This window comes from Rhizobium aouanii (assembly GCF_037002925.1).
GTDB classification, from domain to species: Bacteria; Pseudomonadota; Alphaproteobacteria; order Rhizobiales; family Rhizobiaceae; genus Rhizobium; species Rhizobium aouanii.
The window spans coordinates 155,300-172,837 of sequence record NZ_JBAMYD010000018.1; the positions used below are offsets into that span (position 1 = coordinate 155,300).

A 17,538-nucleotide genomic window follows, 5' to 3' on the forward strand; every position below is an offset into this window, starting at 1 on the left:
AAACAGGGGAACAGACCATGATGATGACCAAACTCAGCCGCAATTTTCGCATGCTTTCGGCGGGAGCCGCCCTTTCGCTCCTGATGATGGCGCCACCCTCCGCCTTCGCCGAGACGCCGAAGGATACGCTGGTCGAAGGATTTGCCATCGACGATATCATCACGATGGATCCGGGCGAGGCTTTCGAGCTTTCGACGGCCGAAATCACCACCAACAGCTACAGTCTGCTCGTCCGTCTCGATATGGACGACACGTCCAAGGTGAAGGGCGATCTGGCGGAGAGCTGGAGCGTATCCGATGACGGCCTTACCTATACGTTCAAGCTGAAGTCAGGCCTGAAATTCGCCTCCGGCAACCCGATCACCGCCGAAGACGTCGCCTGGTCATTCGAGCGCGCCGTCAAGCTCGACAAGAGCCCGGCCTTCATCCTCACCCAGTTCGGCCTGACCGGCGACAACGTCACGGAAAAGGCCAAGGCGACCGATGCCGGCACCTTCGTCTTCACGGTCGACAAGGCCTATGCGCCGAGTTTCGTGCTCAATTGCCTGACGGCAACGGTCGCTTCCGTCGTCGACAAGAAGCTGGTGCTGGAGCATGTGAAGGCGGTGACGCCCGATGCCGACCACAAATACGACAACGACTTCGGTAATGAATGGCTGAAGACCGGCTATGCCGGCTCCGGCCCCTATAAGATGCGCGAATGGCGCGCCAACGAAGTCGTCGTGCTGGAGCGCAACGACAATTATTATGGCGACAAGGCAAAGCTCAACCGCGTCATCTACCGCTACATGAAGGAGAGCGCTGCCCAACGCCTGGCGCTCGAAGCCGGTGATATCGATATCGCCCGCAATCTCGAGCCGGGCGATATCGACGCGGTTTCGAAGAATGCCGATCTCGCGATAACGAGTGCGCCGAAGGGCACGATCTATTATGTCAGCCTGAACAACAAGAACGAGAACCTTAAGAAGCCGGAAGTCCAGGAAGCCTTCAAATATCTGGTCGATTACGATGCGATCAGCGCAACGCTGATCAAGGGTATCGGCGAGATCCATCAGACCTTCCTGCCAAAGGGCCAGCTCGGCGCACTCGATGAGAATCCCTACAAGCTCGATGTCGCCAAGGCCAAGGAACTGCTTGCCAAGGCCGGCGTACCCGACGGTTTCTCGATCACCATGGACGTGCGCAACAGCCAGCCGGTGACCGGTATCGCCGAATCGATGCAGCAGACGCTGGCGCAGGCCGGCGTGAAGATGGAAATCATCCCCGGCGACGGCAAGCAGACGCTGACCAAGTACCGCGCCCGTACCCACGACATGTATATCGGCCAATGGGGTTCGGACTATTTCGACCCGAATTCCAATGCCGACACCTTTACCGGCAATCCGGACAATTCCGATGCCGGCACGGTGAAGACGCTCGCGTGGCGCAACAGCTGGGAAGCGCCGGAGCTCGACAAGCAAGCCAAGGCGGCACTTCTGGAGCGCGACGCCGCCAAGCGCGCCGCCATATATCAGGACATCCAGAAGAAGTATCTGGCAAACAGCCCCTTCATCTTCATCTTCCAGCAGATCGAGGTGGCCGGCTACCGCAAGAGCCTGAAGGACTTCAAACTGGGTCCGAGCTTCGACACCAATTTCGTCGGTCCGATCGCCAAGGAATAGTCCGGCAGGATTTGTCGCTTGAGCACCGTCGAAACAACGCAGGAGGTGCGGCCCCGCAAGGGCCGTGCTAGGGCCTTTGCAAAGGCGTTAGGGCGGTTTCTGTTTGCCGCCGTCACCACCTATCTCGGCCTTCTGGCCGTCACCTTCTTCATCGGCCGCGTCGTGCCGATCGATCCCGTGCTCGCCATTCTCGGCGACCGCGCGCCCAACCACGTCGTCGAGCGCGTACGCCAGGAAATGGGCTTCAACCTGCCGCTTTACCAGCAATTTTTCATTTATATCAAAGGCGTCCTGTCCGGCGATTTCGGCAATTCGGTGCTGACGACCAATCCCGTCATGGTCGATATCCGCCGTGTCCTGCCGGCGACAATCGAGCTCGCAACGTTCGGAACGCTCATCGGCGCCTTCGTCGGCGTACCGCTCGGCGTTCTCGCAGCGGTGCGCCGCGGCAGCATTGCCGACCAGGTGGTGCGCGTCGTCGGCCTCGTCGGTTATTCGGTGCCGATCTTCTGGCTGGCGCTGATCTCGCTCGTCATCTTCTATGCGCGGCTGCGCTGGGTGGCCTTTCCCGGCCGCATCGACATCGTCTTCGAATATACGTTCACGCCGATCACCGGTCTCTACCTGCTCGACAGCGCCTGGCAGGGGCAATGGGACGTCTTCTATGATGTCTTCCGCCACATCATCCTGCCTGCCTCGCTGCTCGGCTATTTCTCGCTCGCCTATATCAGCCGCATGACGCGCAGCTTCATGCTGAACGAGCTTTCCCAGGAATATATCGTTGCCGCGCGGGCCAAGGGGCTTTCGGAAACGCGGGTGATCTGGGGCCATGCGTTGCGCAATGCCGCCGTGCCTTTGGTCACCGTCATTGCGCTTTCCTATGCCGGCCTGCTCGAAGGATCGGTGCTGACGGAAACCGTCTTTTCCTGGCCGGGCATCGGGCTCTACATCACCAATTCGCTGCAGAACGCCGACATGAACGCCGTACTCGGTGGCACGATCATCATCGGCACGGTCTTCATCGGCATCAACCTTCTGTCCGATCTTCTTTACCGGACGCTCGACCCGAGGACGCGAAACCGATGACGGTTCCCGCCAACCCATCCCCGCCGATGAGCCGCCGCGAATGGCTGCTCTCCGACCGGCCGCAATCGCGCCTGCAGGCCCGCCTCGGCCGCACCTATGTCACATGGCGGCAGTTTACGGCAAACAGGCTCGCCGTCGTCGGCCTGCTGATCATCGTGGCGCTGCTTTTCATCGCCGCCTTTGCCGATGTGCTCGCCACGCATAATCCCGTTGTCGGCGATCTGCGCAATGCTCGGCTGCTGCCGCCCGGCACGGGGGAATTCTGGCTCGGTTCGGACGATCAGGGTCGTGATATTTATTCGCGGCTGATCTACGGATCGCGATTGACGCTGCTCGTCGTCGTGCTGGTCGCCGTCATCTCGGCGCCGGTCGGGCTGATTGTCGGTACGGTCTCCGGTTATGCCGGAGGCTGGGTGGATGCGACACTGATGCGCATCACCGATATCTTCCTCGCCTTTCCGAAGCTGGTGCTGGCGCTCGCCTTCGTCGCAGCCCTCGGTCCCGGCATCCAGAATGCGATCATCGCCATCGCCATCACATCCTGGCCCCCCTATGCCCGCATTGCGCGCGCCGAGACGCTGACGGTCCGGCGTTCCGACTATATTTCGGCGGTGAAACTGATGGGCGCCTCGCCGCTTCGCATCATCGTGCGCCATGTCATGCCGCTCTGCATTTCCTCGCTGATCGTGCGCGTGACGCTCGACATGGCGGGGATCATCCTGACGGCGGCCGGTCTCGGTTTCCTCGGTCTGGGGGCGCAGCCGCCGCTGCCGGAATGGGGGGCGATGATCGCCTCGGGACGGCGCTTCATCCTCGATCAATGGTGGGTCGCGGCGATGCCCGGCATCGCCATCCTTATCGTCAGTCTCGGCTTCAATCTCCTCGGCGACGGCCTGCGCGACGCGCTCGATCCGAAGGAGAGCGGCCAATGACGACACTTCTGACCGTGGACAAGCTCAAGGTCAGCTACCCCACGCGCACAGGCGTGATCGAAGCCGTGCGCGGCGTCTCCTTCACGCTCGGCAAGGAAAGGCTCGGCATCGTCGGCGAGTCCGGTTCCGGCAAGTCGCAGACCGGGCGGGCAATCATGGGCCTGACGCCGAAACACGGCATCGTCACGGCCGAGAGGCTTAATTTCAACGGCATCGATCTGATCAATGCGTCTGCCGGCGAAAGGCGCAGGCTGCGCGGCAAGCGCATCGCCATGATCCTGCAGGATCCGAAATACTCGCTCGATCCCGTCATGTCGATCGGACGGCAGATCTGCGAAACGCTGCGCACGCATGAGAAGGTCGGCAAGACGGAGGCGCGCGAGCGCGCGCTCGCCATGCTGGAAGCGGTGCAGATCCGCGACCCGCAACGTGTCTTCGACCTGCATCCGCACGAGGTCTCGGGCGGCATGGGGCAGCGCGCGATGATCGCCATGATGCTGATTGCCGGTCCTGAACTGCTGATTGCCGACGAGCCGACCTCGGCGCTCGACGTGACGGTGCAACTCGACGTGCTCCGGATCATGGACAGACTGGTGTCCGAGCGCGGCATGGGGCTGATCTTCGTGTCCCACGATCTGAGGCTGGTCTCTTCCTTCTGCGATCGCGTCATCGTCATGTATGCCGGAAAGATTGTCGAGGAGCTGGCGGCGGCCGATCTCAAACATGCGCAGCATCCCTATACGCAGGGACTGCTGAACTGCATGCCCGAGATCGGCGCAAACCGCCACCCGCTGCCGGTGCTCGACCGCAAGCCGGAGTGGGCGGCATGAGTGCAGCTCTCGAGATCGACGATCTCAGCGTCGTCTACGACCATTTTCATGCCTTGAAGAATGTCAGCATCACTGTCGAACGCGGCGAATCCTTTGGTCTCGTCGGCGAATCCGGCTCGGGAAAATCGACCTTGCTGCGGGCCGTTGCCGGACTTGCGCCCGTCAGCGGCGGCGCGATCAACATCGATGGCGAGCCGCTGAAAGGTTCGAAACGCAGCAAAGTCTTCTACCGGCGCGTGCAAATGGTCTTCCAGGACCCTTATGGTTCGCTGCATCCGCGCCAGACGATCGACCGGCTTCTGCTCGAACCGCTAGCAATCCACGGCATCGCCGACGGCGAGAAGCGCATCGCCCGCGCGCTTGACGAGGTCGGCCTCGGCAATGGTTTCCGTTTCCGCTATCCGCACCAGCTCTCCGGCGGCCAGCGCCAGCGCGTGGCGATCGCCCGGGCGCTGATCGTGGAACCGTCGATCCTGCTGCTTGACGAGCCGACATCGGCGCTCGACGCCTCGGTGCAGGCAGAAGTGCTGAACCTGCTGGAAGAGATCCGACGCGACCGCAAGCTCACCTTCGTGATGGTCAGCCATGATCTCGGTGTCGTCACCCATATGTGTGAAAGGCTCGCCGTGATGCGCAACGGCGCCGTCGTCGAGCGGCTGAGCTCGCAGGAACTGGCGCAAGGCGCGGTTCACGAGGACTATACGAGAAATTTGATGATTGCGAGCAAGGGTTTCGTCAAAGCCTGAAAGTCAATCTTTTCAAACCGTTGAAAAGGAAGGACCGACGGCGGTGTTAAGGATAATGCTTCCCTAAAAGACGACCATTCAGCTAGACTATTGACAGCTGCCTCGCTTCTGTCATGATCCCGTTAACGATTGTTAGCTTTCGTGATCGATGGAGGTTGATGCATGTTCTTTCTCGGTGGGATGACCATGGGTTACCTCGATCCTCCTGTTCGAGCCGATCGTCGGGAACAGATTTCGGCATCCATTCCTGCGGAAAAGGACCGTCGGCTGATCGAGACTTCCTCCAACCCGTCGCAGAACGAGAACGCCGTCGAGCGCTCGTTGATCTGGGCATGGCGCACGCTCTGCTAAAAGGGGCTGGTTGAATTTTCTCTTCCGTTGGCTCTGGACGGAAATTTATCTCTACCTACTTGATAGAGAAAATAAGAACATAACCGCGAGCCGCACAACCGGCCGCACGAGAAACAACGGAGGCGACATATGGCAGATCTGGGTATTTCGCATGCTCACGTGAACCAGTATGGTTCCGTACCGACCAAGAAGCCGCTCACCACGCGCCACAGGCTTCAGACGATGCTTCATGGCGCGATCTTCACCGCGGCATTCCTGTTCGTCGTAGCCATGGTTTGCGGCGTCGTCGGGTAATCCGGCGTGATCAAGCGTCGGCAGATGCCGGCGCTGCGGCGGTTTCCGCCTTTATAGAACTTCGGAACATTTCATTTGTCTCGGCACTCTCCTGACACTCTAACCTCAAAGGAGAGTGGTCATGAGAGGCATTTCGTTATGGTTGGTCGGCATTCCGACCCCCATCGTTCTTCTGTACTTTTTTCACGCCAACCAAAACACGCCCGAGCGACCTTGATCTCGAGCGGAAGCGGCATGGGCCACAACCGCCCAAACCGCCGCCAGACGCATGGTCAGGCGATCATGCGTCTTTCGTTTTTCTGACATCGAAGAACTCTTGCATTGCCGGAACCAGGTGCCGGCATTTTCGTCATTTCCGCCGCTCAGACAAGATCGCCGGGCGGCGGCGCATGCCGCTTGACTTGAATTTTCCCGAGGGTGTCCAAATTTTCGCCATGGCTTTCGCAGAGAGGGTATCGATGGTCTTGATCCCGTCGGGTTAGGTCCTCAACAGGGCTTAGCCCGTTTGCATCGCTTGGCCCGAGTGTCGCTCACCCCGGCTTCATCGATCTTTGAAGAATAGGGCTCCGTTCATGTAGCAGTCATGATAAGCAGTGCAAAAGGCTGAGCAAAACAGCCATAACTTTGTTTGGATCCAGAACCGAACCCATGTCTATTTCTCATCTTTCTCCGAGCTTTCCGCGCGAACCCGAGACGAAGCAGATCGATCACAATGGTTCGATCCGCTCGACCTATCTTTCGAACGAGGACATCAAGGCGATGGGCGATGCGGTCGCCCGCAATGGCGTCGACAAGCTGCCGGCCTTCGCCCCCTTCGATTTCTTTGCGCGTCATAAGGAAAACGAGAAGGAAATCCTGCGCGTCTACCGGACCACGGCGACCGATGTCGAGGCCGGCGATACCATCACGCCGGCGGCAGAATGGCTGCTGGACAATCACTATATCGTCGAAGAGGCGATCCAAGAGGTGCGGCGCGACTTCCCCCGCCGCTTCTATCGCGAATTGCCGACCATGGTCGTCGGCGGCGTCGAGGTGCCGCGCACCCTCGTGCTTGCCTGGCTCTATGTCGCCCATACCCACAGCACGATCTCGCAGGAAAGTCTGACGGCGCTGGTCGACGGCTTCCAGGCCAGCGAGACGCTCAGGATCGGCGAACTCTGGGCTTTACCCTCCCTCGTGCGCTACGTGCTCGTGGAAAACCTCCGCCGCATTTCGAGCCGTGTCGAAGCCAGCCGCCGCCTGCGCCGCCGCGCCAACGAGGCGGCCGACGAATTGGTGCGCCTTACCGATCCAGCCGCGGCGGCCGCCTATCTGAAGACGCTGGAACCGCTTGCTGAGGACAATACCTTCTCGACGCAGTTCCTCTATCGCCTGCGCGACGGCTCACAGACATCGAGCCTGGCGATTACCTGGCTCGATCAGCGGCTGGAGGAACTCGGCCGCAACACCGAAGAGGCGACGACGGCCGAACACAGCCGGCTCTCTTCCGGCAACGTGACGATGGGCAACATCATCCGCAGCCTTCGCGAGATCGACGATGCCGAATGGTCCGTCTGGGTCGAGCAGGTCAGCCATGTCGACAAGCTGCTTTGGGAGCATTCGGATTACGGCATCCTCGATTCCGGCTCGCGCAACAAATATCGCAAACAGATCGAGAAGCTGGCCAAGCGCTCGCCGCTGTCGGAAATGGAAATCGCCCAGCTGGCGCTCGACATGACCGATGCCGCCAAGGCCTCCGACGAGCCGCAGCCGCATGAACCGAATGTCGGCGGCTTCCTGTCGGGCGCGCAGCGGCCGAAGCTTGAGGCGCGGGCGAACTATCGCCCGACGGTCATCCAGCATTTCGTGCGCGCCGTGCGCCGGTTCAACTGGCTGGCGATTGCCGTGCCCGTCATGCTGCTGACAGTCATCGCCATGGCGATCGTCGGCAAGTTCATGGCGAATGCCGGCATGGGTGCGTTTGAAATCGCCCTGCTGCTGATCATGTTCTCAGTGCCGGCGTCGGAGGGGGCGACAGGCCTCTTCAACACCTTGCTATCCTTTTTCGTGACGCCGGCGCGCCTCGTCGGCTACGAGTTCAAGGAAGGCATTCCGGAAGATGCGCGTACGCTACTCGTCGTGCCCTGCCTGATCTCGAACCGCGACAGCGTCGACGATCACGTGCGCAATCTCGAAGTCCATTATCTCGCCAATCCGCGTGGCGAGATCTATTTCGCGATGCTGAGCGACTGGCCGGACAGCGAGGCCGAGGAAACGCCTGCCGATCTCGAGGTTCTCGACTATGCCAGGCGCGAGATCGCCAATCTCTCCGCCCGCTATGCCTATGACGGCAAGACGCGTTTCTATCTGTTGCATCGCCGCCGCCTCTACAATCCCTCGGAAGGCGTCTGGATGGGCTGGGAGCGTAAACGCGGCAAGCTGCATGAGCTGAACATGCTTCTGCGCGGCGACCGCGACACGACCTACCTGCCGGGCGCCAATACCGTGCCGGCCAATGTGCAATATGTTATGACGCTCGATGCCGATACGCGCCTGATGCGCGATGCCGTCACCAAGCTCGTCGGCAAGCTCTATCATCCAATCAACCGCCCGGTCATCAATCCGAAAACCGGCCGCGTCGAAAGCGGCTATGGTGTGCTGCAGCCGCGGGTCACTCCGTCGCTGACGACGGGCAAGGACGCGTCGGTCTTCCAGCGCGTCTTTTCGATCAATCGCGGCCTCGATCCTTATGTCTTCACCGTTTCCGACGTCTATCAGGATCTCGCCGGCGAAGGCACCTTCACCGGCAAGGGCCTTTACCATGTCGACGCCTTCGAAACGTCGCTGAAGGGCCGGATCGACGAGAACTCCGTGCTCAGCCACGATCTTCTGGAAGGTTCGATGGCGCGTTGCGCGCTCGTCACCGATCTCGAACTGGTGGAGGATTTCCCGATCCGCTATGAGGTGGAAACCTCGCGCCAGCATCGCTGGGCACGCGGCGACTGGCAGCTTCTCCCCTACATGTTCAATCCGAAATACGGCGTCACGGCACTCGGCCGCTGGAAGATGTTCGACAATCTGCGCCGCTCGCTGACACCGATCGCCTGGTTCTTCGCCTCGGTGCTCGGCTGGTATTTCATGAGTCCGCTCGGCGCACTCATCTGGCAGATTCTGCTGATCTTCTGCCTCTTCGTCGCGCCGACGTTGTCGCTCATCAACGGCATCATCCCGCGCACCAGCGATATCATCGCCCGCGCCCATCTCTATACGGTCTGGTCCGATATCACCGCTGCCAATGCGCAGGTTGCGCTGCGCATCGTCTTCATCGCCGATTCGGCTTGCATGATGGCGGACGCGATCGGCCGTTCGCTCTACCGCCTGTTCGTCAGCCGCAAGCTGATGCTGCAGTGGCGGACCGCCGCCAGCGTTCAGGCCGGCGGCCAGGGTACGTTGATCTCCTATTACAAGGCGATGTGGCATGCACCGGTGCTGGCACTGCTGGCGCTCGGTTTTGCTGCCCTTCCCGGCGACAACGCCTTCCTCGTCGGCATTCCCTTCGCGCTGCTGTGGATCCTGTCGCCTGTTGTCGCCTGGTATGTCAGCCAGTCGGCGGAGACCGAGGATCGGCTCGAGGTCGCCGATTCCGTGTCGAGCGAACTGCGCAAGATCGCCCGGCGCACCTGGCGTTATTTCGAGACCTTCACGACGGCCGAACAGAACTATCTGCCGCCGGACAATATCCAGGAAACGCCGCATGTGATCGTTGCGGCGCGCACCTCGCCGACCAATATCGGTGTCTATCTGCTTTCCGTCGTTTCCGGCCGGCATTTCGGCTGGTTCTCCTTCGAGGAGACGCTCGAGCGGCTGGAGCAGACGATCGCGACGATCGACAAAATGGAGAAATTCCGCGGTCACCTGTTCAACTGGTACCACACCGATACGCTGCAGACGCTTGGTCCCCGTTACGTCTCGGCTGTCGACAGCGGCAATCTCGCCGGCCATCTGATCGCCATTTCGTCGGCCTGCCGCAATTGGGCCGAGGCGCCGTCCGCCCATATGCAGGGCAATCTCGACGGCGTCGGCGACACGGCCGGCATTCTCGGCGAAGTGCTGGCGGACCTGCCCGACGATCGCAAGACCGTGCGTCCGCTGCGCCGACGCCTGGAGGAGCGCATCGTCGGCTTCCAGAACGCACTCGCCGCCGTCAAGCGCGAGCACGAATTCGCCTCCATCCGCATCATCAACCTCGCCGTTCTCGCGCGCGACATCGAGAAGCTCGCCGCCAATCTCGACCATGAGGTCAAGTCGAAGCAGAGCGAAGAGGTCACCTTGTGGGCGGCATCGCTGGTGAAGGTCTGCGAGGCGCATATTTCCGACAGCACCTTCGATCTTTCCAAGGTCGATGCGCTGAGGCCGCGGCTGGTGGCGCTGCGCGACAAGGCGCGCGATCTCGCCTTCTCGATGGATTTCGGCTTCCTGTTCCGGCCGGAGCGGCGTCTGCTGTCGATCGGCTACCGCGTCGAAAGCGGTGAACTCGACCAGGCCTGCTATGACCTTCTCGCCTCGGAATGCCGCCTGACCAGCCTCTTCGGCATCGCCAAGGGCGACCTGCCGACGGAACACTGGTACCGCCTCGGCCGCCAGGTCGTGCCTGTAGGGTCTCGCGGCGCGCTGGTTTCCTGGTCCGGCTCGATGTTCGAATATCTGATGCCGCCGCTCGTCATGCAGGAGCGCGGCGGGGGTATTCTCAACCAGACCAACAATCTGGTCGTCGTCGAGCAGATGAATTACGCCCGCAAGCTCGGTATTCCCTGGGGCATTTCGGAAGCGGCCTTCAATGCCCGCGACCACAACCTCAATTACCAGTACACGAATTTCGGCGTGCCGACGCTCGGCCTGAAGCGTGGCCTCGGCCACAATGCCGTCATCGCGCCTTACGCGTCGCTGCTCGCCGCCCAGTACGACCCCCCGGGGGCGCTCGAAAACCTGCAGAGGCTGCGCAAGGTCGGTGCGCTCGGCAAGTTCGGCTTCCACGACGCCGTCGACTTCACGCCGACGCGCGTGCCGGAAGGCAAGAAATGCGCGGTGGTATACAATTATTATGCCCACCATCACGGCATGTCGATCGCGGCGGTCGCCAACGTCGCCTTCAACGGTCATCTGCGCGAGCTCTTCCACTCCGATCCCGTCATCGAGGCAGCGGAGCTGCTGCTGCAGGAAAAGGCGCCGCGCGACATTCCGGTCATGAGCGGCAAGCATGAATCCGACACGCCGGCCAGCATCCAGGACGATCTCCTGCGGCCGGAGATCAGGAAGATCAGCGATCCGGCGTCGCGCGACCGCGAACTGGTGTTCCTGTCGAACGGCCATTATTCGCTGATGCTGACGGCGACCGGCGCCGGTTATTCCCGCTGGAACGGCCTTGCCGTTTCGCGCTGGAAAGCCGATCCGACCGAAGACCGCTGGGGAAGCTTCATCTTCCTGCGCGACACCGCCACCAATGAATGGTGGTCGACGACATCGGAGCCGAAGGGTGTCGAGGGCGAAAAGATCAAGGTCGAATTCGCCGACGAGAAGGCGCAGTTCACCAAGACGGTCGGCGACCTCACCAGCGAGGTGGAGTGCATCATTGCGACCGAGCATGATGCCGAGGCCCGCCGCGTCACCCTGCTCAACATGGGTACGGAAGACCGTTTCATCGAGGTCACCTCCTACCTCGAACCGGTGATCACCTCCGACGATACCGACAATGCGCATCCGGCATTCGCCCGGATGTTCGTCAAGACAGAGATCGGCAAGCGCGGCGACGTCATCCGCGCCGAACGCAACAAGCGCGACCCGAACGAGCCGAACATCAGCATCGCACATCTGATCGTCGACAATGCCGGCGACACTCGGCACACCGAATTCGAGACCGACCGGCGCAAGTTCATCGGCCGTGGCCGCAGCCTTGCCGATGCGGCGGCCTTCGATCCGGGTGCGACACTTTCCGGCAGCGACGGCTTCATGCTTGATGCCGTCATGTCGCTGCGCCGCACCGTCCGCGTGCCGGCCGGCAAGAAAGTCAGCGTGATCTTCTGGACGATCGCGGCGCCGAGCCGTGACGAAGTCGACAAGGCGGTCAACCGCTATCGCCACCCCGACGCCTTCACCCACGAGCTGGTCCAGGCCTGGACGCGCACGCAGGTGCAGATGCGCCATGTCGGCGTCACCTCGCAGCAGGCGGCGGCCTTCCAGCACCTCGGACGCTACCTCGTCTATCCCGACATGCAGCTGCGCAAGGACGAGGCGACCGTCGAGGCCGGCCTGCAGTCACAATCGGCGCTCTGGCCGCTGGCGATCTCCGGCGACTTCCCGATCTTCACGCTGCGCATCAACGATGACATGGATCTCGACATCGCCCGCGAGGCGCTGCTGGCGCAGGAATATCTGCGCTCTCGCGGCGTCACCGCCGATCTCGTCATCATGAACGAACGCGCCTCTTCCTATGCGCAGGACATGCAGCATGCGCTCGACGCTATGTGCGAAAACGTGCGCCGCATGGGCCAGGCCGACGGGTTGCGCCAGCATATCTTCGCGGTTCGCAAGGACCTGATGGAGGAGAGCACCTATCATGCGCTGATCGCGGCTTCCCGCGTCACGCTGCATACCAAGAACGGCAAGGTGGTCGACCAGATCAACCGCGCCGTCGCGCTGTTTGCACCTTCCAAGGAGGAGTTGCAGGAGATGGAACGGGCCGAGCGCAACAAGGCCCCCGTCAAGCGTGTTGCGCCGGTGCCGCCACCTGTCGTGCCCGCCGTCGTCATCGAGGAGGAAGGCGATCTCGACTTCTGGAACGGCATTGGCGGCTTTGCCCGCGACGGACGCGAATATGTCGTTCGGCTGCCCGGGGGTCACGCGACGCCGCAGCCCTGGATCAATGTCATCTCCAACGACAGATTCGGCTTCCACGTTTCGGCCGAGGGCTCCGGCTTCACCTGGAGCGTCAATTCGCGCGACTATCAGCTGACCTCCTGGTCGAACGATACCGTGGTCAACCGTTCGGGCGAGGCGTTCTATCTCGCCGATCTCGACAGCGGTGCGATCATGACGCCGTTCGCAGCGCTTTCCCGCAGGCCGGACATTCGTTTCGAAGCCCGCCACGGGCTCGGTTATTCCGTCTTCTCCAGCGTTCAGCACGAGATCGCGCTGGAACTGACGCAGACGATCGATCGCGAAAAGCCGGTGAAACTGCAGCGCCTACGCCTGCGCAACACCGGTTCGACCGGCCGCAAGCTGCGTCTCTACGGTTATGTCGAATGGATCCTCGGCAGCAATCCGGGACGCACGGTGCCTTTCATCCTGTCGAGCCATGATGAGGAGACGGGCGCGCTGTTTGCCACCAATCCCTACAGCATCGATTTTTCCAACCGCACAGCCTTCTTTGCGGCGAGCGAGACGCTTTCGAGCTTCTCGGCAAGCCGGCGCGAATTCATCGGCAAGGCGGGAACGATCCAGGCACCGCTGGCCGTCACTTCCGCCGCCGCCCTTTCCGGCGCGACGGAACTCGACGGTGATCCGGCCGCGGCGCTTGCAATCGACATCGAGCTCGGCGCCGGCGAGGAGCGCGACTTCACCTTCTTCCTCGGCGATACGCCGACGGAAGAAGATGCGCGCACCGTCATCGCCGATATCCGCAAGGCTTCGTTCGACGAGACCGTCGAGGCAAACCGCGCCTTCTGGCAGGATTTCACCGGCAGGCTGCAGATATCGACGCCGGATCGCGGGATGAACAATCTCGTCAACACCTGGCTACCGTATCAGAGCCTCGGCTGCCGCATCATGGCGCGCACCGCCTTCTACCAGGCAAGCGGCGCCTTCGGCTTCCGCGACCAGCTGCAGGACACCTTGGCCTTCGTGCTGCACGAACCCTCGCTTGCCCGCCGGCAGATCCTGAATGCCGCTTCGCGGCAATTCCGCGAAGGCGACGTGCAGCATTGGTGGCTGCCGGGAACGGGTGCCGGCGTGCGCACGCTGATCTCCGACGACGTCGTCTGGCTCGCTTACGCGATCCATCACTATTGCAGCGTCACCGGCGACAAAAACGTGCTTGACGAGGAGATCGCCTTCCTCGAAGGGCCGGCACTGCTCGAAGGCCAGCACGACTCGTTCTACAAGCCGGAAATTTCCGAGGACACGGCGAGCGTCTACGAACACGCGGCGCTGGCGCTTGATCTCGCCATCGCTCGCAAGGGGACAAACGGTCTGCCGCTGTTTCTTGGCGGCGACTGGAACGACGGCATGAACCGCGTCGGCATCGGCGGGCGCGGCACCAGCGTCTGGCTCGGCTGGTTCCTGGCGGGGGCATTGCGCTCCTTCATTCCCTATGCCGAAGAGCGTGGCGACACGCTCCGTTCAGAGCGCTGGTCAACGCATCTTACCGAGCTGAAGAAGGCGCTCGAAACCGCGGCCTGGGACGGCGGCTACTATCGCCGCGGCACATTCGACGACGGTATGCTGCTCGGCTCCAGGGAAAGCCCGGAATGCCGCATCGATTCGATTGCGCAGTCCTGGAGCGTTCTGTCGGGCGAGGGCGATCCGGTCCGCGCCGTCACGGCGATGGATGCCGTGCTCGATCAGCTGGTCGACGAGGACGCTCGCATCATCCGGCTGTTCACGCCGCCTTTCGCCAACTCCGCCAAGGATCCCGGCTATATCAAGGCCTATCCGCCGGGGGTGCGCGAAAACGGCGGGCAATATACCCATGCCGCGACCTGGGTGGTGATGGCGCTGGCGGAGCTGAAGCGGGGCGACGATGCCTTCCGCTGCTTTCAGATCCTCAACCCGATCACCCATGCGCTCGACAAGGCTTCAGCGGAGCAATACCGCGTCGAACCCTATGTCGTGGCGGCTGACGTCTACGGACATGAGCCCTATACGTCGCGCGGCGGCTGGACCTGGTATACCGGGTCTGCCGGCTGGCTCTACCGCGCCGCCGTCGAGGGCATCCTCGGCATCCGGCTGAAGGACGGCCGGCTCTATGTGCGCCCGTCGCTCCCGTCGGAATGGGACGGTTTTGCGGCAGAGGTGGAGCAAGGCGACGGCAAATACCGCATTTCGGTCTCAAAAGCGTCCAATGACAGCGGCTACACTCTGTCGATCAACGGCTGCGAAGTCACCGATCCCGAAGAGGGATATCCGCTCGGATAACAGCGTTCTCCACGCTGTAAAACACGGCGATTCGCGACGGCCAAAAGGGAACCCTTTTGGCCGTCGTCGCGTTTGCAAATCGGATAATAAGGAGACACCCATGGCAAGCACGCCGACCGAAGCCATCGTCGCGGGGCGCAGTTCCCTATCCGCAACTGCGCCGGCGCGCGACACGAGGCTTGACGTCTTGCGCGGCGTGGCCCTGATCATGATCTTCATCAATCATGTTCCCGGACAAATCTTCGAATATGTGACGACGAAGAATTTTGGTTTTTCCGATGCCGCCGAGGCCTTCGTGCTGATCTCGGGTATTGCCGTCGGCCTTGCCTATGGCTCCCGCTTCCAGCCGGGCAACCGGCTGACGGTGGCGATCAAGGCGGTAAAGCGCGCCTTCACGCTTTATCTGGCCCATATGATCACCACCTTCATGACGCTGGCGCTCTTTATCTGCGGCGCCTGGCTGTTCCATCGGCCGGGATTGCTGGTCGAAATCAATATCCTGGCGGTTCTGATGAACCTGAAGGAAGGCATTCCGGCGCTGCTGCTGCTCGGCCACCAGATCGGCTACAACAATATCCTGCCGATGTACGGCGCGCTGATGCTGATGGTGCCGATCATCCTGCTGTTGAATGCGCGCAGCCCGTGGCTGGCGCTCGGCGTATCGGCCGCGGTCTGGCTGCTGGCGGGCATCTACCAGGTGGCGCCGCACAACATGCTGATTGAAGACTATTGGTTCCTCAATCCGCTTTCCTGGCAGTTCCTGTTTTCGATCGGCATCGTCTCGATGCTGCATATCAAGCGCGGCGGCACGATCCCGCGGCATCCGCTGCTGCTTGCGGCCGCTGCCGGTTACGTCATGTTGTCCTTCATCTGGGTCACCGGCCATCTCTGGATCTGGGGCAATTCGCTGGCGGCCCTCGGCCTGCCGGCTGTTATCACCGGTTTCGACAAGACCTTCCTGTCGCTGCCGCGGCTGCTGCATGTGCTGGCGCTGACCTATCTCGTCATCAGCATCCCGGCGCTCTCACGCATCCTGCGCCGTCCTGCGGACCATCCGCTGACGATCCTCGGCCGTCATTCGCTGAACATCTTCGTCGCCGGCACGATCCTCGCCATGATCGGCCAGGTGGTGCTCTACATCACCAACAAGGATCAGCTGGTCGGTCCGCTCGTCGTGATTGCAGGGATCGCGATACAATTTGCCTATGCCTATTATCTCGAGCGCAAACGCCAGCAGGGCAAGGTCAAGGGGAAACTTGTGGCCGATACCGCCACGGTTCCCGTTCCCGTCCGCATTGGCGGGACGGCGAATGCCTATCGCCAGAACGATCGGAAATAGGGCTCGGATTTGCCCGACATGAAGGAGCCGGTGGCCGATGGCCGCCGGCTCAATTTTTATGTACGAGGATGTTCACCAGCTTGCCGAAGGGATCGCGCACATAAAAGCGCCTGACGCCCCAAGGCTCGTCGGCCGGGCCGTATTCGATCGGGAAGCCTGAGGCCGACATCGCCTCGAAAGCGGCATCGAGGTCATCAACCTCGATCGAGAGGTCCGGCACTTCCGTTCCGGAACCGCCTTCACTGGCGATGCTGAGCTGAACGTTCATCGAGCGCGCCGCGCCGAATGTCGTGATCCAGCCGTGATCCATGATGACGTCAAGACCGAGGATATCCTGATAGAAGCGCCGGGCCAGGGTGATATCCGCTGCCTGGATATTGGCGACGATGCGCAGGACCTTCATGGGTTCGCTCCCGAGGTACTCCATGATGGAAAAGGATAGCGGGGATCAACGCAGCGATCAATCATATGGACAAGTGTGGAGACACCGTGCGGTACCCACGCGGCATCCCATCTCCCCCTTGTGTACAAGCCCGGAGACATAGCTGACAGATGTTCGGAGACATGCCTGACACTTCCGTGGTGATTTCTCGGGAGGTCGGCATGGTTTGGCGGAGAGATGCCCGGCAGGACGCGACACCGTCTCTCGGTTTCGGGAACGGCTTGAGGCTATGCATCGACCAGCATATGGACCTTGGCCCTCAGTCCACCTCTGGAACGCCCCAGCGCCTGATCCTTGGCCCCTCTTTTCCGCTCGCAGCCTGTTGATGGGCACGCACGATGGTGCTGTCGATCATTAAGTACCGATTGTCCCGGTCAGCAGTGAGCGCATCAAAGACTTGCTCCCATACGCCGGCCTGGCACCAGCGACTGAACCGGCGGTGGACCGTCTTCCACTTGCCGTAGCGCTCCGGCAGGTCCTGCCAGTGTGCGCCCGAGCGCAGTATCCACAAACACCCGTTCACAAACGTCCGGTTGTCTACTTCCGCTCGACCCGGATCGCTGGATTTGTCTGGCAACAAAGGCGCAATTCTCGACCATTGCGCCTCGTTCAACTCGTATCGCTTCACGCCCATCAAAGGCCTCCGTGCAGCACACGGTATCCTATGAATCAGTGATCAACCGGTTTGA

At 61.5% G+C, this 17,538-nt stretch carries 10 protein-coding genes and 1 pseudogene; 9 read left to right on the forward strand and 2 right to left on the reverse strand.

Annotation, left to right across the window (positions count from 1 at the left end; genetic code table 11):
* Positions 1-17: 17 nt before the first annotated feature.
* The 9 genes from V8P77_RS27885 to V8P77_RS27925 all read left to right on the forward strand — a co-directional run bounded on the left by V8P77_RS27885 (position 18) and on the right by V8P77_RS27925 (position 16,407).
* Positions 18-1,661, forward strand: a complete 1,644-nt coding sequence (locus tag V8P77_RS27885; RefSeq protein ID WP_335915288.1) for an ABC transporter substrate-binding protein — start codon at positions 18-20, stop codon at positions 1,659-1,661.
* An 18-nt stretch (positions 1,662-1,679) separates the two neighbouring features.
* Positions 1,680-2,747, forward strand: coding sequence for an ABC transporter permease (locus V8P77_RS27890; protein WP_335915289.1), 1,068 nt, complete (start codon positions 1,680-1,682; stop codon positions 2,745-2,747).
* A complete protein-coding gene (locus V8P77_RS27895; protein WP_168268714.1) occupies positions 2,744-3,679 on the forward strand; it encodes an ABC transporter permease in 936 nt (311 codons plus the stop codon). Before V8P77_RS27890 ends, V8P77_RS27895 begins: the two co-directional genes overlap by 4 nt.
* Complete coding sequence (locus V8P77_RS27900; protein ID WP_335915293.1) at positions 3,676-4,509, forward strand: ABC transporter ATP-binding protein; 834 nt, start codon at positions 3,676-3,678, stop codon at positions 4,507-4,509. The genes V8P77_RS27895 and V8P77_RS27900 overlap by 4 nt, the downstream gene beginning before the upstream one ends.
* Positions 4,506-5,255 carry an ABC transporter ATP-binding protein gene (locus V8P77_RS27905; RefSeq protein ID WP_027668550.1) on the forward strand — a complete coding sequence of 250 codons (750 nt, stop codon included), beginning with the start codon at positions 4,506-4,508 and terminating at the stop codon, positions 5,253-5,255. Before V8P77_RS27900 ends, V8P77_RS27905 begins: the two co-directional genes overlap by 4 nt.
* Before the next feature lie 162 nt (positions 5,256-5,417).
* Positions 5,418-5,606: a hypothetical protein gene (locus V8P77_RS27910; RefSeq protein WP_020052143.1), complete on the forward strand. Its 189-nt coding sequence runs from the start codon at positions 5,418-5,420 to the stop codon at positions 5,604-5,606.
* A 129-nt stretch (positions 5,607-5,735) separates the two neighbouring features.
* A complete protein-coding gene (locus tag V8P77_RS27915) occupies positions 5,736-5,900 on the forward strand; it encodes a hypothetical protein (protein WP_003543858.1) in 165 nt (54 codons plus the stop codon).
* Positions 5,901-6,548: 648 nt separating this feature from the next.
* On the forward strand, positions 6,549-15,068 hold the full coding sequence (locus V8P77_RS27920) for a glycoside hydrolase family 94 protein (RefSeq protein ID WP_335915295.1): 8,520 nt from the start codon (positions 6,549-6,551) through the stop codon (positions 15,066-15,068).
* Positions 15,069-15,168: 100 nt separating this feature from the next.
* On the forward strand, positions 15,169-16,407 hold the full coding sequence (locus V8P77_RS27925; RefSeq protein ID WP_335915296.1) for an OpgC family protein: 1,239 nt from the start codon (positions 15,169-15,171) through the stop codon (positions 16,405-16,407).
* Positions 16,408-16,456: 49 nt separating this feature from the next.
* Here the strand turns inward: V8P77_RS27925 and V8P77_RS27930 are convergent, their stop codons facing one another.
* Together V8P77_RS27930 and V8P77_RS27935 are read right to left on the reverse strand one after the other, a co-directional pair.
* Entirely contained in the window at positions 16,457-16,810 is a 354-nt protein-coding gene (locus tag V8P77_RS27930; protein WP_221960533.1) for a VOC family protein, read from the reverse strand.
* Positions 16,811-17,079: 269 nt separating this feature from the next.
* A pseudogene (locus V8P77_RS27935) lies at positions 17,080-17,477 on the reverse strand (IS5 family transposase); the annotation flags it as partial.
* Positions 17,478-17,538 lie beyond the last annotated feature (61 nt).

Bases quoted from the DNA above. Each gene is read 5' to 3' on its own strand.
- V8P77_RS27885 (WP_335915288.1), top strand. From the start codon at position 18: ATGATGATGACCAAACTCAGCCGCAATTTTCGCATGCTTTCGGCGGGA.
- V8P77_RS27895 (WP_168268714.1), top strand. From the start codon at position 2,744: ATGACGGTTCCCGCCAACCCATCCCCGCCGATGAGCCGCCGCGAATGG.
- V8P77_RS27900 (WP_335915293.1), top strand. From the start codon at position 3,676: ATGACGACACTTCTGACCGTGGACAAGCTCAAGGTCAGCTACCCCACG.
- V8P77_RS27905 (WP_027668550.1), top strand. From the start codon at position 4,506: ATGAGTGCAGCTCTCGAGATCGACGATCTCAGCGTCGTCTACGACCAT.
- V8P77_RS27910 (WP_020052143.1), top strand. From the start codon at position 5,418: ATGTTCTTTCTCGGTGGGATGACCATGGGTTACCTCGATCCTCCTGTT.
- V8P77_RS27915 (WP_003543858.1), top strand. From the start codon at position 5,736: ATGGCAGATCTGGGTATTTCGCATGCTCACGTGAACCAGTATGGTTCC.
- V8P77_RS27920 (WP_335915295.1), top strand. From the start codon at position 6,549: ATGTCTATTTCTCATCTTTCTCCGAGCTTTCCGCGCGAACCCGAGACG.
- V8P77_RS27925 (WP_335915296.1), top strand. From the start codon at position 15,169: ATGGCAAGCACGCCGACCGAAGCCATCGTCGCGGGGCGCAGTTCCCTA.
- V8P77_RS27930 (WP_221960533.1), bottom strand. From the start codon at position 16,810: ATGAAGGTCCTGCGCATCGTCGCCAATATCCAGGCAGCGGATATCACC.